Genomic DNA, 25438 nt, shown 5'->3' with positions numbered 1-25438 from the left:
CTCCAGCAGCTTTGTTGTCTGCTTAACAACCTGGTTTAAAGGTTAACTCCCTTTCGCCCATTTCATGTCTGAGAAAAAAGAAATAGAAGTGCTGCTTCCGCCGGAAGTGGCCTACGATGAGTTTGCGCGCTACCGGGCGCTGCTGGAAGCCGCTGGTCTGCGACCCGGCCAAGCCGATTTTGTGCACCTGCGCCGCCGCTCCATCGATGCGCGCGGCCGGCAGCCTCTGGTGCGGCTGCGCGCCGATGTGTGGCTTTCGCCGCCTCCTACCGACCTGTTTGGCCCCTGGTTTCGCTACCCCGACGTCAGCCACGCCCGGCGCTCGGTGCTGATCGTGGGGGCAGGTCCGGCCGGTTTATTTGCCGCGCTTCGGGCTATCGAGCTAGGTATCAAGCCAATTGTGGTAGAGCGGGGCAAAGACGTGCGCACGCGTCGCCGCGACCTGGCTGCGCTCAACAAGGAGCATATCGTTAATCCGGATTCCAACTACTGCTTCGGCGAGGGTGGCGCAGGCACCTATTCCGACGGCAAACTGTACACGCGCTCCACCAAGCGCGGTGATATTCAGCGCATTCTGCGCATCTTCGTGCAGCATGGTGCTACGCCCGACATTCTGGTGGACGCCCACCCGCATATCGGCACCAACAAGCTGCCGTTGGTGGTAGCCGCCCTGCGCGACTCGGTGCGGCAAGCCGGCGGCGAAGTGCGCTTCGACACGCGCGTGACGGATCTTGTTCTGGAGCAGAACCACCTACGCGGCGTAGTCACGGCCACCGGCGAAAGCATTGAAGCCGACGGCGTTATCCTGGCTACCGGCCACTCGGCCCGTGATATTTACGAGCTGCTCCACCGACGCGGCGTGCTCATCGAAGCCAAGCCTTTTGCCCTGGGCGTACGCGTAGAGCACCCCCAAACCCTCATCGATCAGGCCCAGTACCGCCGTGCCGACCGCGGGCAACTACCGGCGGCTTCGTACTCGCTGGTGCACCAGACGCAGTGGAAAGGCAAGCAGCGGGGGGTGTTCTCATTTTGCATGTGTCCGGGCGGCTTTATCGTGCCGGCGGCCACGGCCCCCGGCGAAGTCGTGGTGAATGGCATGTCGCCGTCGCGCCGCGATTCACGCTTTGCTAACTCGGGCATCGTGGCGGCTATCGAGCTGGAAGACATGGACCTAGGTCAGCACGGACCACTCGCCGGCTTACGTCTGCAACAGGAAATCGAGCAGCGGGCGTGCGCGCTGGCGGGTAATACGCAGCTGGCGCCGGCGCAACGGCTGGGCGACTTTTTAAAGAATAAAGTCTCGCCTGAATTGCTGGGAACCTCCTACCAACCTGGTCTCGTGCCCGTGCGCATGGACGACGTGCTCGGCCTAGGTCTGGCCGAGCGCCTGCGCCAGGGCTTCCGCGATTTTGGGCAGAAGATTCCCGGCTACGCAACCAACGCCGCCCAGATTGTGGGCGTGGAAAGCCGCACCTCTTCCCCCGTGCGCATCCCCCGCGACCGGGATACGCTCCAGCATCCCAACATCCAAGGCTTGTTTCCCTGCGGCGAAGGGGCTGGCTACGCTGGAGGCATCGTGTCGGCGGCCATGGATGGTGAGCGGTGCGCCGAGGCAATGGCAGCTTTAGCTGTTAGCTGATGTTTTTTCGTACTAGTACTGAAAAACTGTTTGATTTCAACCTAAAAAGCTAACAGCTAACCGCTCCTTATGAAAAAGACCGTCGTCATCGGCGCCAGCGATAATCCTGACCGCTACTCCTACCGCGCCGTTAATATGCTCAAAAGGCATGGCCACGAAGTGGTGCCGGTGGGCATCCGCAAGGGACAGGTAGCCGGCCTGGATATTCACACCGACCGACCCGCCGAAGAAAGCGTCGACACTGTGACGCTTTACGTGGGGCCGCAAAATCAGCCCGCCTGGTACGATTACATCCTAGACCTCAACCCCAAGCGCATCATCTTCAACCCCGGCACCGAGAATGAGGAGCTGGAGAAAATGGCACAGGCCAAAGGCATCCGTACCGAAGAGGCTTGCACTTTGGTGATGCTGTCGATCGGCAATTATTAACTTTTCTTACGTCGGTTCCCGCAGAGGAGCGCGGAGGAGACGCAGAGGTCCGCAGAGTTCTAACGTATAAATCGTTGTGCTCTGCGGACCTCTACGCTTCCTCCGCGCTTCTCTGCGGGAAATTATTTTTACGGCCCCAGGCAACCCCAACCTAACCTCCCTCATCTACCCCACCAAACGCCACTTATCGCCTAAAACCTTTACCCTCCGTGACCGAAGCCGACCTCATCGCCGCCTGCCGCCAAGGCAGTGGCCGGGCCCAGAAACTGCTCTACGAACGGTTTGCGGGTCTGATGCTAGGTGTGTGCATGCGCTACCTGCGCCAGCGGGAAGACGCCGAGTCGGCGATGCTGGGCGGATTTGTGAAAGTGTTCCGGGCCTTGGATCAGTATCGGCATGAGGGCAGCTTCGAGGGATGGATTCGCAAGATCATGGTCAATGAGGCCCTGGGCCAGCTCCGCCGCAAGGAGCCCCTGCACCTCGCCATCGACGACTACCCCACCGACCTGGCTACCACGCCCGCCGACGCGGAAAGCCAACTAAACGCCGCCGACATGCTAGCGGTGCTGGCTGAGCTGCCGGCGGGCTACCGCACGGTATTCAACCTCTACGCGCTAGAGGGCTACTCGCACCCCGAAATTGCTGAGCTGCTGGGCATTTCGGAAGGCACTTCCAAATCGCAGCTGAGTAAGGCGCGGGCCATGTTGCAGCGCCGTCTCGCCGTCGCCAACTCCCAGGCGTCGGGGTCAAACTCCTCACCCAAAGAATATTATGCAACCGGAAGATATTGATAAGCTGTTTCGCGATAAGCTTCAGCACCACGCGCCTACCCCGCCCGACTACCTCTGGACCCAGCTCGAAGAGGAGCTGCAACCCGCCAAAAAGCGGCCGGTGATGTGGCTTTATGCCGCGGCGGCCGTGATTGCGCTGCTGCTCGTGGTGGGCGCCGGCTGGCTGCTGCGCGTTCCAAACCTAGGTAACTCGACGCCGGAGCTAGCCACCGTCACAACCCAGAAGCAAACCGAAAAAAATTCTCTCAATCAGCCAACCACCCAGGCAACCGCTCCTTTGGAAGCTGCATCTAAGAAGTCAGAAGCAAGTTCGGAAAGGCTAGCCGCCACTGCTTCCACGGCTCAGGAACCGGCTCCGGCAGTGCACACCGGTCGGCCCTTAGCTCCCGCTCCTGGGTTGCGCCGCGCTGTGGCTCGCACTACGCCCTCCGCTCGCCCCCACACACCTACGTCTGTTTCTACTAGCTCGGCACCGGCTCAGGCAGTGGCCGTTGCGACACCCGCCGTTGCGCATCCGGAGCGCCCGGCAGTTGTCCCCGCGACCCTACCTAGCCCTGAGCCGACTAGTACCCCCGCCTTGGTGGCCGCGGCCGCGCCATCGGGCCCGATCATCGTGGAAGTACGCCGCGAAAGTGCCACGCCGGGCGCCACGGCTTACGCTGCCGACGGCGAAAGCGGGCGTCGCAAAGGACTGGGCAATCTGCTCCTGAAAGCCAGCAAAAAAGTAGGCAACGTCGTGTTGGATGGACGCCAGATCAACCTACCCAAAGTGGCTCTGCCCGAAGTAATTACGGCCCAAGTGGAAGCCTACACCACCGCGCCGCACCCGTAATCAGTTGCCAGTTACCATCTACCAGTTACCAAGCAAGTGTAAACTGGTCCGCACCGAGCAAAAGATGGTAACGGTAGCTAAAACTGAAATTGATAACTGTTAACTGATAACCGACATGAAACGCTTCTTCTCGCTGCTGGCTTTTTTGCTGCTGACGCTGCTGGCCGCGCCTTCCTTCGCTAGAACCACAACTTCGTCTCCGTACACCGATACCATCGTGGTGAAACTGCCCAACCAGGCCGTTATGACGCTGTACGTCAAGAACAAAGAGCAGCTGCGCCAGATGCGCAGCTACAAGCTCGATTCGCTGATGATTTTGCTTGACACCTACATCACGCAGGCCGAAGCTGCGGGCAAAAACTCCAAAACCGGCCAGGTGACGATGGAGTTCTACCCCGCCAAAGACCAGCCCGGCAAGGCCATGCCCGAGCAGATCCGCGTGACCGTGCGCAACGCGCAGAAATCCGCCAGCAACGACCACGTAGAAGTGCGGTTGGGCCCTTCTTTTGGAGTGGTAGTAGACGACAATGACGACGGCGACAACGTGAAGGTGCACGTCGGCCGGTTGGACACCGGCACCCGCGACTCGTTGCGCAAAGTGAAGGCCGAGACAAAGTTTAACCGTCCGCACCACAGCAACTTCAGCATGGACCTAGGTTTGAATACGCTGGTGAATCGTGGCAGCGCTAACTCAGGCCTTGACGTACCATTCGACTTGCGGCCACTAGGCTCCCGCTACATCAGCTTTCAGTGGCGTCACTCCTGGCGGGTAGGCAAAGTAGGCAGTCCGTTCTACATCGTGTCGGGGCCGGAAGTTGCTTTCAACAACTACATGTTCGACAACAATCGTCGGCTGTTTGCCGCTGATTCCTCCGTGTCCTTTATCAGAAAGGAGTCTTCGTTCAATCTGCAAAAGAGCAAGCTAGCCACCACCACGCTCAACTTGCCGCTGATGGCGCAGCTTTATTTCCGCGACCAGAAAGGCCACGAGTCGTTCCGCCTAAGCGCTGGCGGTTTCGTGGGCTACCGCCTCAGCAGCCACACCAAAATCAAGTATGACCAGGATGGCAGCACCAAGAAAGACAAAGACCGCGGCAGCTACAACCTGGAAGACTTCCAGTATGGCCTACAAGGCGTTATCGGCGTGCGCGGCATTGATTTGTTCGTAAAATACAACCTCAACGACTTGTTCAAGGAGAACCGCGGTCCGCAGGCCCAAACGTTGAGCTTCGGTATTTCCTTTCTGTAAGCAGGTAGCGCGAAGCGCAGGCTTCCCGCTGCATTACTAAAAAGCCCGGCAGATGCATCTGCCGGGCTTTTTTTGTGTCAGATACACCACCACCTAGCTCATCTGAACTACAGCTGAAAGCGCTACTTTGGTTTTAATTGCACCTCTCACTTTTACTTTTTCTGCATGAACAACGCCGCTGCTGCCGGCCGCTGGTTGCTGCTGAGCGCTTTACTAGGAACGTTCCTGGAAGGCTGCCAGCCGAGCAACAAATCCACCGCTTCGCAACCCGATTTGCTGAAAGTGAACCTCGACACCACCGTTCGCCCCGGCGACGATTTTTTCACCTACGCCAACGGAACCTGGCTCAAGAAACACCCGATTCCAGCCTCTGAAAGCGCCTGGAGCATTGGCGCGGAAGTGCAGGAGGAAGTGTACGCGCGCTTAAAGGTCATCAACCAGGAGGCGGCCCAGGCCAAAGCAACCGAGGGCAGCGTGCAGCAAAAAATCGGTGATTTCTGGGCCACGGGCATGGATTCCGTGCGGGCCGATAAGCTAGGTATCCAGCCCCTGAAGCCCGAGCTGGACCGCATTGCCGCCCTCCGCACGCCCGAGGATGTACAGAACGAAATTGCCCGCCTTAAGCCACTGGGCGTAAATGCTCTGATTGGCTTATATGTAGCCCAGGACGCTAAAAACAGCGAGAAGATGGCCTTGCAACTCGGGCAGGCTGGCCTAGGTTTACCCAACCGCGACTACTACTTCAACAAGGACAAGCGCACGGCCAACATTCGCAAGGAATACGCGAAGCACGTCACCCGCATGTTTCAACTCCTCGGCCAGGATTCGGTGACGGCCAAGGCCAGCAGCGCCCAGGTGCTGAAGCTGGAGACGACGCTGGCCGGCTCTTCGCGCAAGCTGGAAGCCCTACGCGACCCCTACGCCAACTACAATAAAATGACCGTGGCCGACCTAGGTAAGCGCACCGGCCTCGATTGGCAGACATGGCTCGCCAAGATGGACTTAACCAAAGCCGATACCGTGATTGTGGGGCAGCCGGAGTTCTACAAAACGGCCGGACAGCTCTTGAAAACCACACCCATTGCGGCCTGGCAAGCGTACCTGCAATGGCACCTGGTGAATGCCTACGCCGACAACCTGAGCCGCCCGCTCGACGACGAGCATTTCCACTTCTACGGCACCATCCTGCGGGGCCAAAAGGAACAGCGCGCCCGCTGGAAGCGCGTGCTCGACCAGGAAGAAGATGCTATGGGCGAAATGCTAGGTCAGCTTTTCGTGAAAGAGTACTTCAAGCCCGCTACTAAAGACCGCTACGAGAAGCTGGTGACCAACGTGGTTTCGTCTTTCCGCGAGCATATCCAGAAGCTCGACTGGATGAGCGACTCCACCAAGCAAAAAGCGCTAGTAAAGCTCAGCAAAATCACGCCCAAAGTAGGCTACCCCGATAAGTGGAAGGATTTCTCGGCTCTTAAAATAGACCGCAGCTCTTACGCCCAAAACGTGATGCGGGCGCACCAGTGGTGGTACCAGTACAACCTCGGCAAGCTAGGTAAGCCCGTCGACCGCACCGAGTGGGAAATGACGCCGCAGACATACAACGCCTACTACAACCCCAGCAACAACGAAATTGTGTTGCCGGCCGCCATCTTCGCCGTTCCGGGCCTGAAAGATGAAGACGCCGACGACGCCATCATCTACGGCTACGCCGGCGCCTCTACCATCGGTCACGAGCTGACTCATGGCTTCGACGACGAAGGCAGCCAGTTTGACGAGAAAGGCAACCTACGCAACTGGTGGACGAAGAACGACCGCAAGCTGTTCCAGCAACGCGTAAACGGCATTGTGCGCCAGTTCAATGGCTATCAGGTACTCGACTCCTTGCACATCAACGGCAAAGCTACTGCTGGCGAAAATATTGCGGACCTAGGTGGTATCGTCATTGCCTTGGATGCTTTCAAAAAGACGGATGAGTATAAGAAGGGCGAGAAAATAGCGGGCCTTACGCCCGAGCAGCGCTACTTCCTCGGCTATGCCCTAGGTTGGCAAGGCCACCAGCGCGACGAAGTGCTGGCTCAGCGCGTGCTCACCGACGTACATTCGCCCGCCAACTTGCGCGTAAACGGCCCCTTCGCCGACGTGCCGGCGTTCTATCAAGCCTTCAACATCCAGCAAGGCCAGAAGCTCTGGCGCCCTGACAGTGCCCGCGTGAAGATCTGGTAAGCTGCTTTTAGAAGTGACACAACAAAAAAGCCTTTCCTCAGCAGTGAGGAAAGGCTTTTTTATATAACTAAGACTGTCATGCTGAGCTTGCCGAAGCATCTCTACCGCAATGGTAACTTCTAACGTCCGCAACGAAGCGGTAGAGATGCTTCGGCAAGCTCAGCATGACGGCCGATTGATTCTGCCCTAGATCAACTTATCCGGCGTAATCGGCAGCTCACGGATGCGCTTGCCGGTCGCGTTGAACACGGCATTGGCAATGGCTGGCGCCATACCAATAATGGCAATTTCGCCGATGCCTTTGGTGCCCAGGGCATTCACGTGCGGGTCGGGCTTGTTGACGAAGGCAAATTCCATGTTCGGCGCGTCGGCATGAACGGGTACGTGGTAGTCGGCCAGGTCCTTCGTCACGTAACGACCAAACCGGTCATCAATTACGGCGCCTTCGGTCAGGGCCATGCCGATGCCACCCACGGCGCCGCCCATCATCTGGTTGCCGGCCGTTTTCTGGTTGATGATGGTGCCGGCGTCGGCGCAGGAAATGATTTTCTTCACACGCACTTCGCCGGTGAGCGGATGCACGTGCACCTGCACAAAGTGCACCGAATACGAGTACATCGAGTACTTGTCCCGGTCGTTGCCCGGCTTCGATTCGGTCACGACTTCCACCTCTGCCTCGTTGTTCTGCTTGAGCAAGTCGGCGTAAGCCGCTTTGGCGAGTTTGTCGCTGGCAAGGCTCAGGTGTCCTTCGCTAATGACAATGTCTTCGGGCTTAGCGGCGTTGAACGCAGCGCCGTTCGGCGTAGCAGAAGCTAGCTGCTGTAGCTTCTTTCTCAAGGCAATACAAGCATCCTGCACGGCCGCGCCCACTGTATTCACCGTCGAAGAGCCACCTTGCGAAGGCGCCTGCGGGAAGGTGGAGTTACCTAACTGAAACGTAATCTTTTCGGGCGGCATACCTAGGGTGGTGGCGGCAATCTGCACCATAGCTGTACCCGTGCCGGGGCCGATGTCCGTCGTGGCGCTTTGGAGCACCAGCTGTCCGTTCTTTTGCAACCTAGCTCTTACCGTCGCGGCTCCCCGGTGCGCGCCAAACGTGCCTACGCCCATACCGTAGCCCACCAGCCAATCGCCGGCGCGCACCGCGCCGGGTTGCTGCTTACGGTTTTTCCAGCCGATGCGCTCAGCGCCCATTTGAAAGCATTCTTTCAGGTACTTCGTCGACCACGGCTTGCCGTTGTCAGGGTCGGTGTCGGTGTGGTTGCGCACCCGGAATTCCAGCGGGTCCATGTTCACCGCGTAGGCCATTTCGTCGATAGCCGACTCCAGGGCGAAGGCCCCGGTGGCCTCCCCTGGTCCACGCATCCAGATCGGCGTGCTCACGTCGAGGGAGGCAATGCGGTAGCGGGTCGTCACGTTGGGGCTCGTGTACATCATCCGCGTCTGCTGCAGCGTCGACTCGGTAAATTGCTCGTAGCTAGATGTTTGCCCCACGGATTCGTGCGTAATAGCCGTCAGCTTGCCGTCGGGCGTGGCGCTCATTCCGATTTTCTGCCAGGTGTACGGCCGGTAGCCGACCATCGTGAACATCTGCTCACGCGTCAGCACCACTTTCACCGGGCGACCTGTCTTCTTAGCGGCAATAATGGCAGCAGTTTCGTGAGGCCAGTTGTGCAAACCATTACCGAAGGCTCCACCTACAAACGTCGCAATGACCTTCACATTCGCCTCTGGAATGCCCCAATCCTTGGCAAACGCCCGCTGGGTACCCATTACGGCCTGTGTCTTGTCGTATACCGTAAGCTTGTCGGGCGCTTCCCAATGCGCAATGATGGCTTGCAGCTCCATCGGGTTGTGCATCTCCGTCGGAATCACGTACTCAGCTTCAAGCTTAGTAGCACCGTTTTTATAGGCATCTACTTCGCCGCGCTGATAATCCGCCAGCGGCGACTTGGGGTTCTTTTTAGCTTGCACGGGCAAGAACCCTTTGTCTAGGTTCGCTTCTAGATTCGTCTGGTGCTTGTCCTGGTCGTACTGCGTTTTCACCAGCGACGCTGCGTACCTAGCCCGCTCCAGCGTGTCGGCTACCACAATGGCAATCGGCTGATCGTTGAACAGCACCTTATTATCGTGGAAAACCCGCAGCGGCTGCCCGGCCGTGGGCGGCTCGGCGGGGTGGTCGCGCTCGGCAAAACCCGGCACTTTGGGAGAGTTCAGGTACGTAATAACGGCCAGCACGCCCGGCGCCCGCTCGGCTTGCCGCGTATCGATGCTTTTGATGGTACCTTTGGTAATAGTGCTGCCTACTAGTACGCCATGTACGAGGCCAGGCAATTCATACTCAGCTGAATACTTTGCCGCGCCGGTTACTTTCAGCCGACCATCAACCCGGTTCATCGGCTCGCCAATTGCCCCGCTTTGTTTTGGAGATTGTTCTTTCATAACGCAGATTAGGCGACGGCGGCCGCAGTTTTAAGGGCCTGAACAATAGAGTTAGGGGCCAGCTTCAGCTTGTACTGGTTGTACTTGAAGGCTTTAGCGCCGCGCATAGCGACCTCAGCTGCCTGCCGGAAGGTTTCCTCCGTGGCCGGCTTGCCCACCAAAGACTTCTCGGCTTCCGTCAGGCGCCAGGGCTTGTGGGCCACGCCGCCCATTGCCAGGCGTGCATCCTTAATGGTGTTGTTTTCAATGTTTAGCGCCGCCGCTACCGACACCAACGCAAAGGCATAGCTAGCCCGCTCGCGCACCTTTAAGTAATGCACATTCTTGGTAAACGGCGCATCGGGAATATCGACGGCAGTAATCAGTTCGCCGGGTTCCAGGTTCGTGTCCTTTTGAGGCGTGTCGCCGGGCAGGCGGTGGAAGTCGATGAACGGAATGCGCCGGTCACCTTTCGGGCCGCTTACCAGCACGGTCGCATCGAGAGCCACGAGAGCCACGCTCATGTCGGAAGGGTGCACGGCAATGCACTTGTCGCTGAAGCCAAAGATGGCGTGCATCCGGTTGAAGCCTTCTAAGGCACCGCAGCCGGAGCCGGGCTCTCGCTTGTTGCAGGGCAACGCCGTGTCGTAGAAGTAGTGGCAGCGCGTGCGTTGCAGCATGTTGCCGCCCACGGTAGCCATGTTGCGCAGCTGCGCCGAAGCGCCTGCATTGAGTGCTTGAGCGAGCAAGGGATGCTTTTCCAGCACCAGCTTATCTTCCGCCACCACTCCATTGAGAGCTAGGGCACCAATTCGGGTATTGCTCCCGTCGCGCTCTATTTTGTTAAGCGGCAGCTTGTTGATATCCACCAACTTCTGGGGCGCCATCACGCCGCGCTTCATCAGGTCGATGAGGTTGGTGCCGCCGGCAATAATCTGGGCATTGGCGTCTTTAGCCAGCGCGTCAATGGCAGCTTTCTGCTTGGTGGGCCGCACGTATTGGAACTGGTTCATACCTTCTGGCCTCCGTTTTTAACCTCCTGAATTGCACTCACAATGTTGGCGTAAGCGCCGCAGCGGCAGATGTTACCGCTCATGTACTCGCGGATTTCGTCGTCCGAGTCGGCGTGGCCTTCCCTAATGCACGCCACTGCCGACATAATCTGGCCGGGTGTGCAGTAGCCGCACTGGAAACCATCGTGTTTGATAAAGGCCTCCTGCATGGGGTGCAGCTTGTCGCCGTTAGCCAGTCCTTCAATGGTCGTGATTTCCTTGCCTTCCTGCATCACCGCGAAAGTCAGGCAGGAGTTCACGCGCTTGCCGTCGATGTGCACGGTGCAGGCACCGCACTGGCCGTAGTCGCAGCCTTTTTTAGTGCCGGTCAGACCTAGCTGTTCGCGCAGCAGGTCGAGCAGCGTGGTGCGCGGCTCAATAGATAGCTTGTGTTTTTGGCCGTTAATGTCGAGCCGCACGGGTACTTTCTCGAATGCGGAGGCTACTTTTTCGTCTATTTCGGCAGCCGCGGCTTGCAGCACCGGGCCGGGCGTGAAGGCAAAGGCTGTGAGCAGCGACGACTGCTTGAGGAACGTTCGCCGCGCCTCGTCGTGGTTTGGTTGTTCGGGTTCAGGGTTCATAGCTGTGGGACAAGAAGTATAAGATGGCTTGTAGAACAGAGCAGCAACGTTCTGGGTCAAGCGCTGCAAGGTCAAAGACAAGATAAAACGCCAAGAATTGCCTTCCGGCAGGAAAGCCGCTGGTAGTTGTGAGCAGTGAAACCTAGGTGCGCTCTGGTTAGGTGTGAAGTAGCAGGTCTGCCCTAGATTTGCAACAACTCGTAGGCCAGTAGGTTAACGAAAAAACCAATAATCTGCGTTTTATCCTTCGCGTAGCACCTGAATTTAGCGGAAGATAAAAAATGTAGCAGTATCAACGCCTCCGACCATCTTTGAAAGTCAGTGTACCGCGAAAAGCTATAGCAGGTTGCCGACGAGCTGCTCGCTGAAAACCTAGCCTCAGCTAGGTGCCAACTACGTACTGCCTTACAGCTCGCGGTGAAAGTTATCGAGCAGGATGGCAGCGGAAACAGCCACGTTCAGGCTTTCGGCGCCGCCCGTGCCCGGAATGTAGAGCCGTTGCGTGAGGCGCGCCAGCACCTCCGGCCGCGGACCGTGCGACTCGCTGCCCATGATGAGCACGCCGCTTGGGCGCAGATGCAGGCGGTGCACGTTGTCGCCTTCCAGGTGGGCGCCGTAGCGCGGCAGGTCGGCCGGTAGTGCATCGAGCCAGGCGGGCAGCTCGCGTTGCCAAACCTGCACGCGGGCAAATGAGCCCATCGTGGCGGCCACGGTTTTGGGCGCCCACGGGTCGGCGCAGGTATCGGAGCAGACCACGCCAGCCAGGCCGTACCAGTCGGCCAGGCGAATCAGGGTACCTAGGTTGCCGGGGTCGCGCACTTGGTCGAGGGCCAGCAGCAACGTATCAGCGGCGGGCTGCAAGGGGGTTTCGTCGGGCAGACGTGCAATAGCCAGTGCGGTGTTGTTGGTCGTCAGCGTACCCAGGCGCGTCAGCTCGTCCTCGGAAATAACCTCAACCGGCACGTTTTTAGGCAGTTCCGCCTGGATTTTAGCCGCAAACTCCAACGTTAGAAACAAACGCTCCGTGGTGAGAGCAGAATGCAGCAACTCCCGGACGCTTTTCCCTCCTTCCACCAGAAAAGCCCCGTGCCGAAGCCGGTATTTCTTCTGTTTCAGTTGTTCTACGTAGGTTTTCTGGGCTTTGGAAAGCATAAAAGAGGACGGTAAATGCGGCCCTAAAGTACGACTTAACCTAGGTTGCAGCGTAGCCCCGATGAGGCGGCATATCGGCAGATCAGGATCCGCACAAATACTCGAGCCCCAGCGGGGCGGCACCGGTCGTTGAAACCTAGGTGTCGCCCCGCTGGGGCTCGGTTGGTTATGTGCTCGGCCAGTTACTACCAATATATTGCCCCGCTGGGGCTAGGTCGTAACCTAGGTTACTTATAAAGCCAGCTAGGTTTAAACCGACCACCTAGCATTGGTAGACGACTGCATTGATGTTCATGCCCGCCCCAACGGAGGCCAGCACCACATGGTCGCCGGCCATAAGGGCCTCACTATCAAGCTGGCCTTTCTGTAGCAAGTCTACCAACGTAGGCAGCGTCGCGACGGAGCTGTTGCCTAGCCAGCCAATAGTCATCGGCATCAGGTCCAGATTAGAACACACCTCGCCATACAGTTGGAACACGCGCTGCAAAATGGCGACGTCCATTTTTTCGTTGGCCTGGTGCAGGAGCACTTTCTTCACCTGATGCAGCGATACGCCTGCCTTATCCAGAGCCGTTTTCACCACGGTTGGCACGTGCTGCAAGGCAAACTCGTACAGCTTACGGCCCTGCATTTTCATGAATCGATCCGCTTCACCTTCGTAATCAGGCGAGTACGACTTGCCCATGCTCAGTAAGCCGGCGTACTCGTGGGCGTGCGTTTGGGTATGGTGGGCCAGAATGCCAGCGTTGCCAGTCGAGCTGGCTTCCAGAATCACGGCTCCGCTGCCATCACTAAACAGCATTGTGTCCCGGTCGTGCGGATCGACGATGCGCGATAGGGTTTCGGTACCAATCACCAGGCAGCGGCGCGCATCGCCCGACCGGATGTAGTAGTTGGCCTGAATAACGGCTTCCAACCAACCAGGACAGCCAAAAGCTAGGTCGTAAGCAACGCAGTTAGGGTTCTTTATTTCCAGCCGCGCTTTGATGCGGGAAGCCAGCGACGGCACCAGATCCACCCGATTGCTACCTGCGGTTACATCACCAAAGTTGTGCGCTACAATCAGATAATCAATACTTTCCGGATCGATTCCTGAGCTACTCAAGGCATCGGCAGCGGCCAGCCAACCTAGGTCAGAGGCGGCTTGGTCGGGGCGGGCGTAGCGCCGCTCCCGAATGCCGGTGATGGCGCTAAACCGCTCCAGCGTGAGCGTAGGATCTTGCACGATGGCCGCGCCGGCAGCCGTGAAGAACTGCGCCGTAGCGAAATCCTGGTTGGGAACAATGAGGTCGGGGATGCAGCTACCAGTACCGGCCAGCACAGCTCGGGTCATAGGCTAGAGGGGAAATAGCCACGATAAGCACGGGCTCAATGAATTGGATATGCGCCGGATCTGACAGGCGGGAAACTCGTTTTATTTAACGCGTAAAAACCCAAGCCAGTACCAGCGCGACGCTAAAGATAAGGGTTCTTGTTCAGCTATCGGCTCCCGCAGAAGAAGCGTTGCCCTAGGCACCTAGGTTTTCCCTACGTAAAAGCTTGAAACTCTAGCCACTAAAACGTTCAAAAGCCCGGATTACACCTGAAGCAGCGTAATCCGGGCTTTTGAACGTTTTAATAAGGATGTTAGGCCTTCTTGGCGGCTTCGTAGCGCTTGCCCGCCTCCGACCAGTTTACCACGTTCCAGTAGGCTTTCACGTAGTCGGGGCGCTTATTCTGGTACTTAAGATAGTAGGCGTGCTCCCACACATCGAGGCCCAGTACTGGCGTGCCGCGCTGAATACCAGGCAGATCCATTAGCGGATTATCCTGATTCGGCGTGCTCGTAATAGCTAGCTTACCGGCTTTGGCATCGTAGATAAGCCAGGCCCAGCCAGAGCCGAAGCGGCCGGTAGCGGCTTTGGTGAACTCCTCGTTGAACTTGTCAAAGGAGCCAAAGTCCTTGTTGATGGCGGTAGCCAGCGCGCCCGTCGGCTGCCCACCGCTTTTGGGCGCCAGCAGCTGCCAGAAAAAAGAATGGTTCCAGTGGCCACCCGCGTTGTTGCGGATCACGTCGGGCTGCTTGCTGGCGGAGGCTAACAGCTGGGCCAGCGTCAGCTTTTCTTCGGGCTTGCCCGCCACGGCCTCATTCAGTTTAGAAACATAGGTTTTGTGGTGGGCATCATGGTGAATCTCCATGGTGCGCGCGTCGATGTGCGGCTCCAAGGCATTGAAGGCATAAGGCAGCGGCGGCAACGTGAACGGGCCGTCGGCTATCGGGGTGGCACGGGCCTCGCGCAGGAGTTGCTCGTCGTGGGCGCGGGCCAGCACGGCCGGGCTCACCAGCGCTCCTACCATCGTTAGCAGTCCGTTTTTAAGAAAATCTCGCTTCAGCATGGATATTAAGGAGAAAGAGAAATAAAGAGTAAGCGAAACGCTTGAAGTGCTATTCTACGTAGGAAGCGCCAACCTAGGTCGAGCTTTCTGTTGGCCACAACCACCCAAGAGATTTTAGCAGCGAAATCTTTTATTTTTAAACTATGTACCTACATTTAATGTCTATACATTATACTCGCAGGCTGATTTGAATACAAACTAACAGCCGTTCGAAACGCTCTTAACGACTCACTGCTAACCTGGCAGTTTTACGCCACTTGGTGGCACTATCATTATGGAAACTACCACCTCCTACCCCGTTCATGAACTGATCCGCCAGCGCTGGAGCCCGCGTGCGTACGCAGCGCAACCAGTTGCGCCTGAGACGCTGGAGCAAGTTCTGGAAGCCGCTTCGTGGGCGTTCAGCGCCATGAATGAGCAACCCTGGCGCTACATCTACGCGCATAAGTCAGATACGGAAGCTTTTAACCGCCTGCTAAGCTGTCTGTTGCCCGCCAACCAGGCGTGGGCCAAGCACGCGCCCGTGCTGATGGTTTCGCTCGTAAAAACCCACTACGACAACGGGCAGCTGAACCGCACCGCCATGCACGACGTGGGCGCCGCCAACGCGACCTTGTTCCTGGAAGCTACAGCCCTAGGTCTGCACGGCCACGTGCTGGGTGGCTTCGATCTGGCGCGCACCCGCGAGGTGTTCCAGTTGCCGGAAGGTCTGGAGCCGGTCGTTTTCATTGCCCTGGGTTATGTGGGCACGCCTGATCAGTTGGATGAGCCCTTCCGCACCCGCGAAAGTGCGCCGCGGCATCGCAAGCCCCTTGCTGAGTTTGCCTTCCGCAACGAATTCCCGGACTAAGGCTGTTTTTGCTTTAGCTGATTGATTCTATTGCTTTTACATCAACAAGGCCCGTCATCGTGGTAGATGGCAGGCCTTGTTGATGTAAAAGCGAAAAGCTAGGTTAAGCAACTATACCAGAGCTAGGTGCCGCAGCGTTTTCCAGGCTGGCCCGCTACCTCTTGGGCAGTCTGCCGACGACTTTGCCTGGCAAGGAATGTGCTGCGTAGCAGGGTTCGGCAAAATCTCGGAACTTAGCAGCTCCCGGACGCTGTGTTTCCTCCTGAAAGGCACGGTGCCGGAGCTGGCACTTTTCTGGTGCAGCGCGTGTACGTATTTCGTTCCTGCTTTTGAAATCATCTTTGCCACTTCAGATCCGCCGGGCGCGGATTGTTTTTCTACGCCTCCACTGGCGCGGGCTCCTGGCGGGGTTGGCGCTGGTTGTGTTGTTTGTCGGCTGCTCCCCTATTCGGCTGTTGCGGCCGGGTCAGAATCTACTGAGCAAAATCAAACTGGAAGGCGTAAAGCAGGCTGATGCTGAGCGCCTTGAGGCTTTGTACCAGCAGAAGCCCAACTCGAAGTTTCCGCTGCCGAAGCTAGGTATCTACCAGCTCGGCACGGTGTTCTACGACTCCACGCGGCTGCGCCGCCAGCTGAACGAGGAGCGCGCCAAGTACGACGCCAAGATTCAGGCGGCGCGCCCTGATTCGGTGAAGGTCGGCAAGCTGCTGACCAAGCGCGAGCAGCACGTGCAACGCCACCAACTAGCCATCGACAAGGGCAACGCCATCATGCGGCTGGGCGAGCGGCCTGTGGTATACGACACAACACTCACGCGGCTTACCGTCCAGCAAATCAGCACGTTTCTGCGGTCGCAGGGCTTCTTTCGCAGCCACGTTGCGACCACCGACACGGTGCAGGACCGCCAGGTAACCGTGACGGTGCATGTCACGGAGAACAAGCCTTTTACCTACGAACGCCTCGACTACGACATTGCCGACTCGGCGGTGGCGCGCGTGGTACTGGCCAGCCAACCGGCCTCGCTGCTGCACCTGCACGACCGCTACAACGAGGAAGTAATCGGGCAGGAACGGGCGCGCATTGAAGCCTTGCTTAAGAATGCGGGCTACTACGATTTCCGCTCGCAGTACATCACACTGGAAGCCGATACGAGCTACACGCCCGGCACCGTGCGCCTGCGCACGTTCGTCGCCAACCCCGGCCCGAATGAGTTTCACCACGTCTACACCATTCGCAACGTCAACTTCCTGACGGATGCCGGCGCGACGCGCTTTGGGGTGCAGCGCGACACCATCGTGCGCGATTCGGTGCGCTACCTAGCTTTTCAGCACCGCTTCAATACCAAAGTGCTGGACCGCAAGCTAGCCATCCGGCCCAATCAGCGCTACAACCTTCAGAATACCCTACTGACGCAACGTCAGCTCGCCGACCTGGATATTTTTCGCTTCAACACCGTGACCTACCGCCGCGTGCGCACGGTAAGCGGCGACACCACCAGCCGGCAGCTGGATGCGTTCATCAACGCATCACCGACGAAGAAGTACCAGGAAACTACGGAGCTAGGTGGCACTTACGTATCAGGCAAACCGGGTCCTTTCGCTAATGTGCGCCTGAAAGTCCGCAATGTATTTGGGGGCGCTGAAATCTTGGAAATAGGATTACGTGCTGGTTTTGAAGGTCAGTATAACCGTATAACAGGAAGGAGTATCCTTACCACGCAGCTAGGTGCCAACGTCAGCCTCATCTTGCCGCAATTTTTAGTACCCTGGCGCCCTGATCGTTTTCTGACTCGTTACAACCCTAAGACGCGCTTCAATGGTATCTACACCTATGTGCGGCGCCCCGAGTACACCCGCACCAACCTAGAGGGCACCTACGATTATATCTGGCAGCGCTCAGTTTATCATCAGTACGTGCTAACGCCGGTGGACTTAAGCCTGGTGAATGCCAGTCGGATTGCTCCTTATTTCCAGAGCTTGCTCGACTCGCTGGCCCTCACAGGTAGTCCGCTTATTCGCAGCTTCACGCAACAGTTCGTACCCAGTATGAACGCTACTTCTCTTTATAACTCCAACGACTTCAACCAAACCCGAGACGCCCGCTATTACCGTTTGTTTGTGGAAGTAGGCGGTCTGACTCGGTCGTTGTATCAGCAGGTGCTCAACGACCGTAATATCCAGGTGTACAACTTTGCCCGCTTAGCCCTAGACTACCGACGCTATATAAAGCTGGGGCCGCAGTCATTTTTTGTATATCGCTTTAATGGCGGTGTCGCCCATGCTCTGAGCAGCACTGAGGTAGAGCGAACGGACCCTGTTACCAAAGAGACAACGAAGATCAGGCAGTATATTATTCCTTATGATAAATACTTCTTTGCCGGGGGTGCCTCTAGTGTGCGTGCCTGGCGGCCGCGGCGCCTAGGTCCTGGGAGCTATGCCACGACTTACAATGTGGATCAAGATGGGCAATCTGTATTAGTTCGCAACTACAACGTGGAGCAGCCTGGTGAAGTCTTGCTGGAAGGCAACTTGGAATATCGCTTTCCGGTGTACAGCTTTATTAAAGGAGCTGTTTTCACTGATTTTGGCAACGTCTGGAGTTTACAAAAAAACGAATATCGAGAGGGCGCAGAATTTAAGGCAAATGGGTTCTACAAGCAATTTGCCGTAGGCTCAGGCATTGGTATCCGCCTGGATTTTACCTTTCTGATTCTGCGTCTGGATGTTGCTACCAAGGTGTATGATCCTTCAGCCGAAGGCAGCAATTGGGTTTTGCGTAAATTCAGCTTACGCAGCGGCAACCTTAATAATATTAACCAAGACGCTCCAACCGCCTTCAACCTAGGTATCGGGTATCCTTTTTAGGAATGTTAAAGGTTGAGTGTTGAATGGATGTTCTAGTTATGCAAACTTCCCATTCAACACTCAACCTTTACCACTTAAAACTTCAAAAGCTCCGCCAGTGCGGCGGCTACTTTTTCGGGCGTGGGCAGCATCTGGCGTTCCAAATCTACGTTCAGGGCAATGGCAGGCAGATTGGCCGCGCCGAGTGTGAAGACAGGAGCATCCAGGTCCCAATAACACGTGCGCTGAATACGGCCTGCCAATGATTCGGCGAAGGAGTTTAGCAGCGGCTCCTCGGTGAGCACCAGCACTTTGCTATGCGTGCGCACGGCTGCTTCGACGGCCTCAAAATCAAGCGGATTGAGCGTACGCAGATCCAGAATTTCAACCTGCCCAGCAAACGGACGACTTGCCGTTTTGGCCCAATGCACGCCCATACCGTAGGCGATAACCACGCACGTAGCGCCGCGCCGTAGCTGCTCGGGGTCGGCGGCTTGGGCTACAGCGGCTTTGCCCAGCGGAATGACGTAGCCGGCAGCCGGCTCAAGCGTTTTGGCGTCTTCCGTGCCCGGCACTTTGCTCCAATACAGACCTTTATGTTCCAGCAATACTACCGGATTCGGATCAAGAAAGGCCGAACGGAGCAGACCCTTCATGTCGGCGGCGTTGCTCGGATACACCACTTTGATACCCCGAATGGTGAGCAGCGTGCTTTCAATAGAGCCGGAGTGATACGGCCCGCCGCCGCCGTAAGCCCCCACGGGCACCCGAATGAGCGACTGCACCGGAAACTGCCCGTTGGAGAGATAACAGGACTTGCTTAGCTCCTCTACTAGCTGGTTCAGGCCCGGCCAGATATAGTCGGCAAACTGAATTTCCACGATGGCCTTCGCGCCCACCGCCGACATACCGGCCGTGGAGCCAACGATATACGCTTCCTGAATGGGCGTGTTGAACACGCGGGCGTCGCCGTACTTTTTGGCCAGCAGCGCGGCTTCACGGAACACGCCGCCTAGCTCCCCACCCACATCCTGCCCGTAGAGCAGCGCCTCCGGAAACTCACTCAAAATTTCATCTACTGCGTGCAGCGCGGCATCGACCATCAATACTTTTTCGGCACCTGCCGGAGCACGCTCACCGGTTTCCTGAGTGACGGCGGGTGGGGCAAACTCGTGGTCGGCGAAGGTGGCCGGGTCGGGTGATGGTGCGGCTAGGGCGCGTTGGTAGTCGGCCAACACCAGGGCGCGGGCGTCGTCGGCGAACCGCTGTAGCTCGGCTTCTGCAATACCTAGGTTCAGCAGTTGCTGGTGCAGGCGCGGCAGCGGGTCGAGAGGAGTGTGCGCGGCTAGGTTGTCGCCGCGGTACCACTCGCGCCGCACGCCACTGGTGTGGTGGCCCAGCAACGGGCACTTGGCATGCACCAACACCGGTCCGCGCGTACGCCGCACGTAGTCGAAGGCCCGAGCCAAACCAGTGTAGCTGCTGCCAAAATCAGCGCCATCGACCCGTAGCCGGTGCAGCCCCTTGAAACCGGCGGCAAACTCGTAGGCATCCATCGCGCGCATCTCACGCCCCGTGGCCGAAATGCCCCAGTCGTTGTCCTGCACCAGGTAGATGATGGGCAGCTGGTGCAGCACCGCCATTTGCAATGCCTCCGACACCTCGCCCTCCGTCATGGCGCCATCACCAATGGAACACAGCACGACTGGCTTCGCCGAATGATCAGTGAACAAAGAAGACTGAGCAATGCCGTTGGCCGCCCCCCCTAACCTAGGCTGCTCCAATTGTTCATTGCTCGTTGTTGATTGTTCATTCTTCAAAATCCCTTGGCTTTCCAAGTACTTGATGCCGTGCGCCATACCGGTTGCCGGAATGGCCTGCATGCCCGTAGCCGAGCTTTGGTGCGGAATAGTGGGGAAACCAGGGCGCCGCAGCGAAGGGTGGCCGTAGTAGGTGCGGCCGCCGGAAAACGGGTCGTCGCGCTTGGCCATGAGCTGAAGCATCAGCTCGTAGGGGGTCAGACCTAGGCCTAGCAGCAAGGCGTCGTCGCGGTAATAAGGGGCGGCATAGTCGGTGGGGCGCAGGTGGAAGGCCGCGGCTAGCTGGATGGCTTCGTGGCCACGGGCCGTGGCGTGTACGTAGCGGCTCGTAACTGCCTTATTCTCTTCGTAAAGGTGGGCTAGCTCGCTGGCCACGCGCATGAGCCGGTAGGCGCGCAGCAGCGTTGGGCGGTCGGGCGCATCGGCCGGGCGAAGAAAGGATGCAGCAGAAAAGCTAGGTTCGGGGGTGGCGTTGGGCGAGGTCGACATGGGCGGAAATAGAACGGAACGAATTTACGGCTTCGCAGCCAGAGTTGACGGCTAGCAGCGTTTTCTGCGTAATTTTGCGGCTGTTTACGCCTTTCGGTTTGTCAGGAACACCTTGAGGCACCTAGCCTCGCAATCCTGATTTATCTATTGCCTAACCAGCAGTAACCACCTGACTTCCAGCCTGTGGAATCTTCAATTTTGTCTTCTCCCTCCACTTCCATCCCAAACTTGCGTACTGCCGTTGAAGACTGGATGCGCGATTTTCAACGCCGGCTTTGCGGCCAACTAGAGGCTGCCGACGGTGGAGCTAGCTTTCAGACCGATATCTGGGAGCGACCCGGAGGCGGAGGCGGCACTTCCCGCATATTAGAAGGCGGCGCCATCCTGGAAAAAGGCGGCGTTGGGTTTTCGGCCGTGCATGGCGAAATGAGCGCCCAAGCAGCTAAGGTGCTGCTGATGCCGAATCCGGAATTCTTCGCCACGGGCGTATCCGTCGTGATGCACCCGCGCAGCCCACGCGTGCCGATTGTGCACATGAACGTGCGCTACTTCGAAGCTGGCAACGGCGAGGCGTGGTTTGGTGGCGGCATCGACCTCACACCTATTTACGTGGATGAGCAGCAGGCCCGCTGGTTCCATGAGCAGTTGCGAGCCGTATGTGAGCAACATGATCCTAGCTATTATTCCCGCTTCAAAGCCTGGGCCGACGATTATTTTTACCTGCCGCACCGCCAGGAAACGCGTGGTGTGGGCGGCATCTTCTTCGACCGCCTCACGGTGGGCAAGGATGGGGAAGCCGAGCAGCTGTTTGCCTTCGTGCGAGCCGTGGGCGATGCTTTCGGCCCTATCTACACCGAACTAATGCGCCAGAACAAGGACTTGCCCTTCAGCGAAGCAGAAGAAAAGTGGCAACTGGTGCGCCGCGCCCGCTACGCCGAGTTCAACCTAGCTTTCGACCGTGGCACGCGCTTTGGCCTGGAAACCGGCGGACGTACCGAGAGCATCCTGATGAGCCTGCCGCCACGCTGCGAATGGCACTACAACCTTCAGCCCGCTCCTGGTTCACCCGAAGCCACTACCCTGGCCTGGCTCCGTAAAGGCGTAGACTGGGCCGCATTACCCGCCGAGACTTCCGCTTCCCTTGATTGAGTCCTTACGAAACCTGGATCGGTGGCTGTTAGTCGCCGCCAACAACCATCACTCCCCTTTGCTGGATAAGTGGATGGTTTTCTTTTCCGAACGCTTCGTTTGGTTTCCGGCGTACTTGGTTATTCTGGTCGTGCTGGTGTACCTGTTTCGCCGGCGCGCGCTGCTGCTGCTGCCGTTGCTCGGCCTGAGCGTAGCGTTGGCTGATTCGGTATCAAGCCGCTTTTTCAAGCCCTACTTTGCCCGCCTGCGCCCCTGCCACGATCCGGAGCTGTCGGCCATGCTGAACCTGGCCAACGGCTGCGGCGGCCAATTCGGCTTTATTTCCTCGCACGCGGCCAACTCTTTTGCGCTGGTGGTATTCCTCTGGATTGTGTTGCCCCGGCGCTATTGGGTGGCCAATGTTCTGCTCCTGATCTGGGCGATACTGGTGTCGTACAGTCGCATGTACCTAGGTGCCCACTATCCCAGCGACGTTGCGGCCGGCGCTACGCTGGGCAGTTTGCTGGCCTGGCTTTGCGCCGAAATCTACCGGCGCAGCGTCGTACGGTGGTGGCCCAGCCTCTCCCAACTTGCCTAATATTAGCAGGCGGTGCCCTAACCTTTCACTACAATCTTCCACAATTAGGAAAACAGTAGGTTAGGCATAGGTATAAAGACAAAAAGCCGCTGCTATAGCATTAGCAGCGGCTTTTTTGTGTCATATATTACTTAGCCGGCTTGCGGTTGCCGGTATGACCGTCGCCCCGGTCACCTTGCCCGGGCTTGCTGGTGACCTTGGAGTTCTTGCGGTCATCGTCCGACAGGGAACGGTGCAGGTCTACTTCGCTGGTGAACTGGCCTTTTGCATTACGCCGCACGTAGCGCTTATCACCGGGATTAGGCTCGATTAATTCTCGCTTGGACTTCGACATAGTAAGTTGATACGCTTGGCATTAGGCAAAAGTTTGGTCCAGAAGTCGCATTTGCCAATCCCCAAATAAGGACTGTTATCTTCTATACCTCTAAGCCGTTAAACCGGTTCAGAAATCACAGTTCAACTACCGCCAGGCAAACTTGTTGTGCCTACGGTAATGCGTTGTCTCCACCCCGTATGGTGTGGCTTGCTGAACCGCTGGAATCGACGTGCTTACCTATCCTTTCCGTGCCGGAATTGACCATTTGCAACATGTAAAAGGAGTTATGTCCTAGGGTTATTGCGGGAAGTAGCGAGGTGCTTTATTATCAGACTGATAACGCTCATTTACGCGAGGGCCTTTTCGCGGGCGCGCCGTTGGTACTTCTCAACGGCTGCGGCTTTCCCAGCCTGGAGTTCTGCCAGCAAGCCAGGGTCGACGATGGTGGGGCAATGCTTGGTTCCCCACAACATAAGCTCGACAATAATCGGGATGGTATCCACGCCTTTCTCCGTCAGGCGGTAGGTGAACTTCGATTTCTTATCGGCAGCCACGGCCTTGGTTAAGAGGCCTTGCGATTCCAGGGTCGCTAGGCGGTCAGCCAGAATGTTGGTCGCCATTTTTTCCGCCGACTGCAGAAATTGCCCATAGGTAGACTTCCCGGCAAACACCATGTCCCGGAGAATGAGCAGGATCCATTTGTCCCCCAGCACGTCGAGCGATGTGCTCACGGGGCAGGTAGAACGCTGTTTGAGCACATTCATAACAAAAGGTTTTTCACTTGCTTTTTGCAAGTATTTCACAATACCTTTACACTTGCAATTCGCAAGCAAATATACGCAGGTTTTGCTCTCAACATCACAGGGAGCCCGCTTGGCTTAACCTAGGCAGTTTCCCTATTTATTTAACAACACTCTTAATTCTTTTCACCATGATTTTAGTAACCGGAGCCACTGGTGGGTTAGGCCACGATACTATTGACTGCTTGCTTACAACTACCCCGGCCGCAGAAATCGCCGCCCTCGTGCGCGACGTCAGCAAAGCCACCGACCTCGTGCAGCGGGGCGTCGACGTGCGGCAAGCCGACTACTTTGACTACCCCGCGCTGGTGCAAGCCTTTCAGGGCGTCGAGAAGGTGCTGCTGGTTTCTGCCGTGGCCTTTACCGACCGGGTGCGCCAGCACCGCAACGTCATCGACGCCGCGAAGCAAGCCGGGGTGAAGCACCTGTTCTACACCAGCATCCAGCGCAGCACCAATTTTGTAATGCAGGAAGTCACGGAAAGCGACCTGGCCACGGAAGCCTACCTCAAAGCGTCCGGGCTGGTCTACACCATTCTCAAAAACGGCTACTACTTCGAAGGCCTTAGGTACGTGATTGGGAGCGAAATGCCGGACGCAGAGATACGTTTCCCGGCGGGAGAAGGCAGGATAGCATTCGTCACGCGGGCCGACCTGGCCGCCGCCACGGCCGCCCTGCTGACCAGCGAAGGGCATGACAACCAGGAGTATACCCTGACCGGGAGCGAAGCCTACTCGTTTCACGACATCGCCCGGGAACTCTCCGAGTTAGCGGGCCGGCCCATTGCGTATAACAGCAGCGAGCTGGCGCCCTACACCGTGCAGCAAGTAGCCGCCGGCTTCCCTGAAGCCGTCGCTGGCTTCCTCGCCCAATGGGGTGCCGCCGCCCAGCACGGCATGCTGGCCGGCACGCACGATACCGTCGAGCGGCTTTTGGGTCGCAAGCCAACTTCGCTGCGCGAGTACCTGAAAACAACTTATTTTCCGGGCACCTGACCGCTCGTAGCGGCGGACGATACCTAGGGCATCAAACCAACCGGGCCAGGCAAGTGAGTTCCCATGGAAACTCACTTGCCTGATTCCAGCCGAACCCTACCCGGCTGTTTCTCGGGCAGGCCCTGCACGGCCCGCCCACTTGTTGCTACATAGCTACTGCTAAGTAGTTTGGCTATTTGCCCAATAGTTTGGCCACATACTTCCCCACGATATCAAACTCCAGGTTCACCGTGTCGCCGGGAGCTAGGTCCTGGAAGGTGGTGTGCTCGTAGGTGTAGGGAATGATGGCCACCGAGAAGCTGTCGTCGGTGCTGTCGAAGCACGTCAGGCTGGTGCCGTTGATGCAGATGGAGCCTTTCTCCACCGTCACGCGGCCGGAGCCGGGCTCGTGGCGGAAACGGTAGAGCCAGCTGCCGTTTTGGTCTTCCACGCTTTCGCACACCGCCGTCAGGTCGACGTGGCCCTGCACGATGTGCCCGTCGAAGCGGCCATTGGCGGAAAGGCAGCGCTCCAGATTCACGCGCTTGCCCGGCGCCCAATGACCTAGGTTGGTTTTCTGCAACGTCTCATCAATGGCCGTTACGACGTGCGTACCGGCCGCCGCATCTACGGCTACTACCGTGAGGCACACGCCATTATGCGCCACGCTCTGGTCGATTTGCAGCTCGGCTGCGAAGGGCGAGGTAATGGTAAAATGGCGGTTGGTAGCTTCCGTGCGAACATCCGTGACGGTGCCCAGGGCTTCTATGATTCCAGTGAACATTTCTGAAATGTTGAGTTTTGAGTGTTAAGTGTTGAATGAACTAACGTCTTCCTATACCGGTACACGTCCGATTAACTCAACACTTAACACTCAA

At 57.6% G+C, this 25438-nt stretch carries 21 protein-coding genes; 11 read left to right on the top strand and 10 right to left on the bottom strand.

Annotation, left to right across the window (positions count from 1 at the left end; all coding sequences use genetic code 11):
* Positions 1 to 64: 64 nt before the first annotated feature.
* From IEX74_RS09380 to IEX74_RS09355, 6 genes are all read left to right on the top strand, one after another.
* Positions 65 to 1639 carry an NAD(P)/FAD-dependent oxidoreductase gene (locus IEX74_RS09380; RefSeq protein WP_188813433.1) on the top strand — a complete coding sequence of 525 codons (1575 nt, stop codon included), beginning with the start codon at positions 65 to 67 and terminating at the stop codon, positions 1637 to 1639.
* Between the two features lie 69 nt (positions 1640 to 1708).
* Complete coding sequence (locus tag IEX74_RS09375; RefSeq protein WP_188813432.1) at positions 1709 to 2068, top strand: CoA-binding protein; 360 nt, start codon at positions 1709 to 1711, stop codon at positions 2066 to 2068.
* Positions 2069 to 2277: 209 nt separating this feature from the next.
* Positions 2278 to 2859, top strand: a complete 582-nt coding sequence (locus tag IEX74_RS09370) for an RNA polymerase sigma factor (RefSeq protein WP_188813431.1) — start codon at positions 2278 to 2280, stop codon at positions 2857 to 2859.
* The gene (locus IEX74_RS09365; RefSeq protein WP_188813429.1) at positions 2840 to 3691 is read left to right on the top strand and encodes a hypothetical protein; all 852 of its coding nucleotides are present in this window, start codon (positions 2840 to 2842) and stop codon (positions 3689 to 3691) included. Before IEX74_RS09370 ends, IEX74_RS09365 begins: the two co-directional genes overlap by 20 nt.
* Positions 3692 to 3806: 115 nt before the next feature.
* Positions 3807 to 4940: an outer membrane beta-barrel protein gene (locus IEX74_RS09360; RefSeq protein ID WP_188813427.1), complete on the top strand. Its 1134-nt coding sequence runs from the start codon at positions 3807 to 3809 to the stop codon at positions 4938 to 4940.
* Positions 4941 to 5105: 165 nt separating this feature from the next.
* A complete protein-coding gene (locus IEX74_RS09355) occupies positions 5106 to 7160 on the top strand; it encodes a M13 family metallopeptidase (protein ID WP_188813425.1) in 2055 nt (684 codons plus the stop codon).
* Positions 7161 to 7346: 186 nt separating this feature from the next.
* On the opposite strand, the gene IEX74_RS09350 is transcribed toward IEX74_RS09355, so the two are convergent.
* The 6 genes from IEX74_RS09350 to IEX74_RS09325 all read right to left on the bottom strand — a co-directional run bounded on the left by IEX74_RS09350 (position 7347) and on the right by IEX74_RS09325 (position 14742).
* Positions 7347 to 9602 (bottom strand): xanthine dehydrogenase family protein molybdopterin-binding subunit, encoded by a 2256-nt coding sequence (locus tag IEX74_RS09350; protein ID WP_188813423.1) that lies wholly within the window; start codon positions 9600 to 9602, stop codon positions 7347 to 7349.
* An 8-nt stretch (positions 9603 to 9610) separates the two neighbouring features.
* Positions 9611 to 10594 carry an FAD binding domain-containing protein gene (locus IEX74_RS09345; protein WP_188813421.1) on the bottom strand — a complete coding sequence of 328 codons (984 nt, stop codon included), beginning with the start codon at positions 10592 to 10594 and terminating at the stop codon, positions 9611 to 9613.
* A complete protein-coding gene (locus IEX74_RS09340; RefSeq protein ID WP_188813419.1) occupies positions 10591 to 11214 on the bottom strand; it encodes a (2Fe-2S)-binding protein in 624 nt (207 codons plus the stop codon). The genes IEX74_RS09345 and IEX74_RS09340 overlap by 4 nt, the downstream gene beginning before the upstream one ends.
* Positions 11215 to 11619: 405 nt before the next feature.
* The gene (locus tag IEX74_RS09335; RefSeq protein WP_188813417.1) at positions 11620 to 12366 is read right to left on the bottom strand and encodes a TrmH family RNA methyltransferase; all 747 of its coding nucleotides are present in this window, start codon (positions 12364 to 12366) and stop codon (positions 11620 to 11622) included.
* Between the two features lie 262 nt (positions 12367 to 12628).
* Positions 12629 to 13699, bottom strand: coding sequence for a 3-oxoacyl-ACP synthase III family protein (locus tag IEX74_RS09330; protein WP_188813415.1), 1071 nt, complete (start codon positions 13697 to 13699; stop codon positions 12629 to 12631).
* Between the two features lie 293 nt (positions 13700 to 13992).
* Entirely contained in the window at positions 13993 to 14742 is a 750-nt protein-coding gene (locus tag IEX74_RS09325; RefSeq protein WP_188813413.1) for a superoxide dismutase, read from the bottom strand.
* 274 nt (positions 14743 to 15016) lie between these two features.
* Between IEX74_RS09325 and IEX74_RS09320 the strand changes: the two genes are divergently transcribed.
* Positions 15017 to 15592 (top strand): nitroreductase family protein, encoded by a 576-nt coding sequence (locus IEX74_RS09320; protein ID WP_188813411.1) that lies wholly within the window; start codon positions 15017 to 15019, stop codon positions 15590 to 15592.
* A 329-nt stretch (positions 15593 to 15921) separates the two neighbouring features.
* Positions 15922 to 18456, top strand: a complete 2535-nt coding sequence (gene tamL, locus IEX74_RS09315) for a translocation and assembly module lipoprotein TamL (RefSeq protein ID WP_188813409.1) — start codon at positions 15922 to 15924, stop codon at positions 18454 to 18456.
* Positions 18457 to 18530: 74 nt separating this feature from the next.
* Here tamL and IEX74_RS09310 read toward each other — a convergent pair whose 3' ends face one another.
* Positions 18531 to 20744 (bottom strand): alpha-ketoacid dehydrogenase subunit alpha/beta, encoded by a 2214-nt coding sequence (locus IEX74_RS09310; RefSeq protein WP_188813407.1) that lies wholly within the window; start codon positions 20742 to 20744, stop codon positions 18531 to 18533.
* 228 nt (positions 20745 to 20972) lie between these two features.
* On the opposite strand from IEX74_RS09310, the gene hemF reads away from it, so the two are divergent.
* Both hemF and IEX74_RS09300 read left to right on the top strand, forming a co-directional pair.
* Positions 20973 to 21893: an oxygen-dependent coproporphyrinogen oxidase gene (gene hemF, locus IEX74_RS09305; protein WP_262892030.1), complete on the top strand. Its 921-nt coding sequence runs from the start codon at positions 20973 to 20975 to the stop codon at positions 21891 to 21893.
* On the top strand, positions 21886 to 22470 hold the full coding sequence (locus IEX74_RS09300) for a phosphatase PAP2 family protein (RefSeq protein ID WP_188813404.1): 585 nt from the start codon (positions 21886 to 21888) through the stop codon (positions 22468 to 22470). The genes hemF and IEX74_RS09300 overlap by 8 nt, the downstream gene beginning before the upstream one ends.
* A 127-nt stretch (positions 22471 to 22597) precedes the next feature.
* Here IEX74_RS09300 and IEX74_RS09295 read toward each other — a convergent pair whose 3' ends face one another.
* Together IEX74_RS09295 and IEX74_RS09290 are read right to left on the bottom strand one after the other, a co-directional pair.
* The gene (locus tag IEX74_RS09295; protein WP_188813402.1) at positions 22598 to 22804 is read right to left on the bottom strand and encodes a hypothetical protein; all 207 of its coding nucleotides are present in this window, start codon (positions 22802 to 22804) and stop codon (positions 22598 to 22600) included.
* Positions 22805 to 23133: 329 nt separating this feature from the next.
* On the bottom strand, positions 23134 to 23517 hold the full coding sequence (locus tag IEX74_RS09290; protein ID WP_229755178.1) for a winged helix-turn-helix transcriptional regulator: 384 nt from the start codon (positions 23515 to 23517) through the stop codon (positions 23134 to 23136).
* Positions 23518 to 23717: 200 nt separating this feature from the next.
* Between IEX74_RS09290 and IEX74_RS09285 the strand changes: the two genes are divergently transcribed.
* Positions 23718 to 24581 carry an SDR family oxidoreductase gene (locus IEX74_RS09285; RefSeq protein ID WP_188813398.1) on the top strand — a complete coding sequence of 288 codons (864 nt, stop codon included), beginning with the start codon at positions 23718 to 23720 and terminating at the stop codon, positions 24579 to 24581.
* A gap of 172 nt (positions 24582 to 24753) precedes the next feature.
* Here IEX74_RS09285 and IEX74_RS09280 read toward each other — a convergent pair whose 3' ends face one another.
* Positions 24754 to 25344 carry a riboflavin synthase gene (locus tag IEX74_RS09280; RefSeq protein WP_188813396.1) on the bottom strand — a complete coding sequence of 197 codons (591 nt, stop codon included), beginning with the start codon at positions 25342 to 25344 and terminating at the stop codon, positions 24754 to 24756.
* Positions 25345 to 25438: the final 94 nt, after the last annotated feature.

It is taken from the genome of Hymenobacter cavernae, from assembly GCF_014641455.1.
Classification (GTDB): domain Bacteria; phylum Bacteroidota; class Bacteroidia; order Cytophagales; family Hymenobacteraceae; genus Hymenobacter; species Hymenobacter cavernae.
The sequence above is the reverse complement of the archived record's forward strand: the minus strand, read 5'-3'. Positions and strand labels throughout refer to the sequence as shown.

Excerpts from the sequence above, each read along its gene's own strand:
- IEX74_RS09380 (WP_188813433.1), top strand. The coding sequence starts at position 65 with ATGTCTGAGAAAAAAGAAATAGAAGTGCTGCTTCCGCCGGAAGTGGCC.
- IEX74_RS09375 (WP_188813432.1), top strand. The coding sequence starts at position 1,709 with ATGAAAAAGACCGTCGTCATCGGCGCCAGCGATAATCCTGACCGCTAC.
- IEX74_RS09365 (WP_188813429.1), top strand. The coding sequence starts at position 2,840 with ATGCAACCGGAAGATATTGATAAGCTGTTTCGCGATAAGCTTCAGCAC.
- IEX74_RS09360 (WP_188813427.1), top strand. The coding sequence starts at position 3,807 with ATGAAACGCTTCTTCTCGCTGCTGGCTTTTTTGCTGCTGACGCTGCTG.
- IEX74_RS09355 (WP_188813425.1), top strand. The coding sequence starts at position 5,106 with ATGAACAACGCCGCTGCTGCCGGCCGCTGGTTGCTGCTGAGCGCTTTA.
- IEX74_RS09350 (WP_188813423.1), bottom strand. The coding sequence starts at position 9,602 with ATGAAAGAACAATCTCCAAAACAAAGCGGGGCAATTGGCGAGCCGATG.
- IEX74_RS09345 (WP_188813421.1), bottom strand. The coding sequence starts at position 10,594 with ATGAACCAGTTCCAATACGTGCGGCCCACCAAGCAGAAAGCTGCCATT.
- IEX74_RS09340 (WP_188813419.1), bottom strand. The coding sequence starts at position 11,214 with ATGAACCCTGAACCCGAACAACCAAACCACGACGAGGCGCGGCGAACG.
- IEX74_RS09335 (WP_188813417.1), bottom strand. The coding sequence starts at position 12,366 with ATGCTTTCCAAAGCCCAGAAAACCTACGTAGAACAACTGAAACAGAAG.
- IEX74_RS09330 (WP_188813415.1), bottom strand. The coding sequence starts at position 13,699 with ATGACCCGAGCTGTGCTGGCCGGTACTGGTAGCTGCATCCCCGACCTC.
- IEX74_RS09325 (WP_188813413.1), bottom strand. The coding sequence starts at position 14,742 with ATGCTGAAGCGAGATTTTCTTAAAAACGGACTGCTAACGATGGTAGGA.
- IEX74_RS09320 (WP_188813411.1), top strand. The coding sequence starts at position 15,017 with ATGGAAACTACCACCTCCTACCCCGTTCATGAACTGATCCGCCAGCGC.
- IEX74_RS09310 (WP_188813407.1), bottom strand. The coding sequence starts at position 20,744 with ATGTCGACCTCGCCCAACGCCACCCCCGAACCTAGCTTTTCTGCTGCA.
- IEX74_RS09295 (WP_188813402.1), bottom strand. The coding sequence starts at position 22,804 with ATGTCGAAGTCCAAGCGAGAATTAATCGAGCCTAATCCCGGTGATAAG.
- IEX74_RS09285 (WP_188813398.1), top strand. The coding sequence starts at position 23,718 with ATGATTTTAGTAACCGGAGCCACTGGTGGGTTAGGCCACGATACTATT.
- IEX74_RS09280 (WP_188813396.1), bottom strand. The coding sequence starts at position 25,344 with ATGTTCACTGGAATCATAGAAGCCCTGGGCACCGTCACGGATGTTCGC.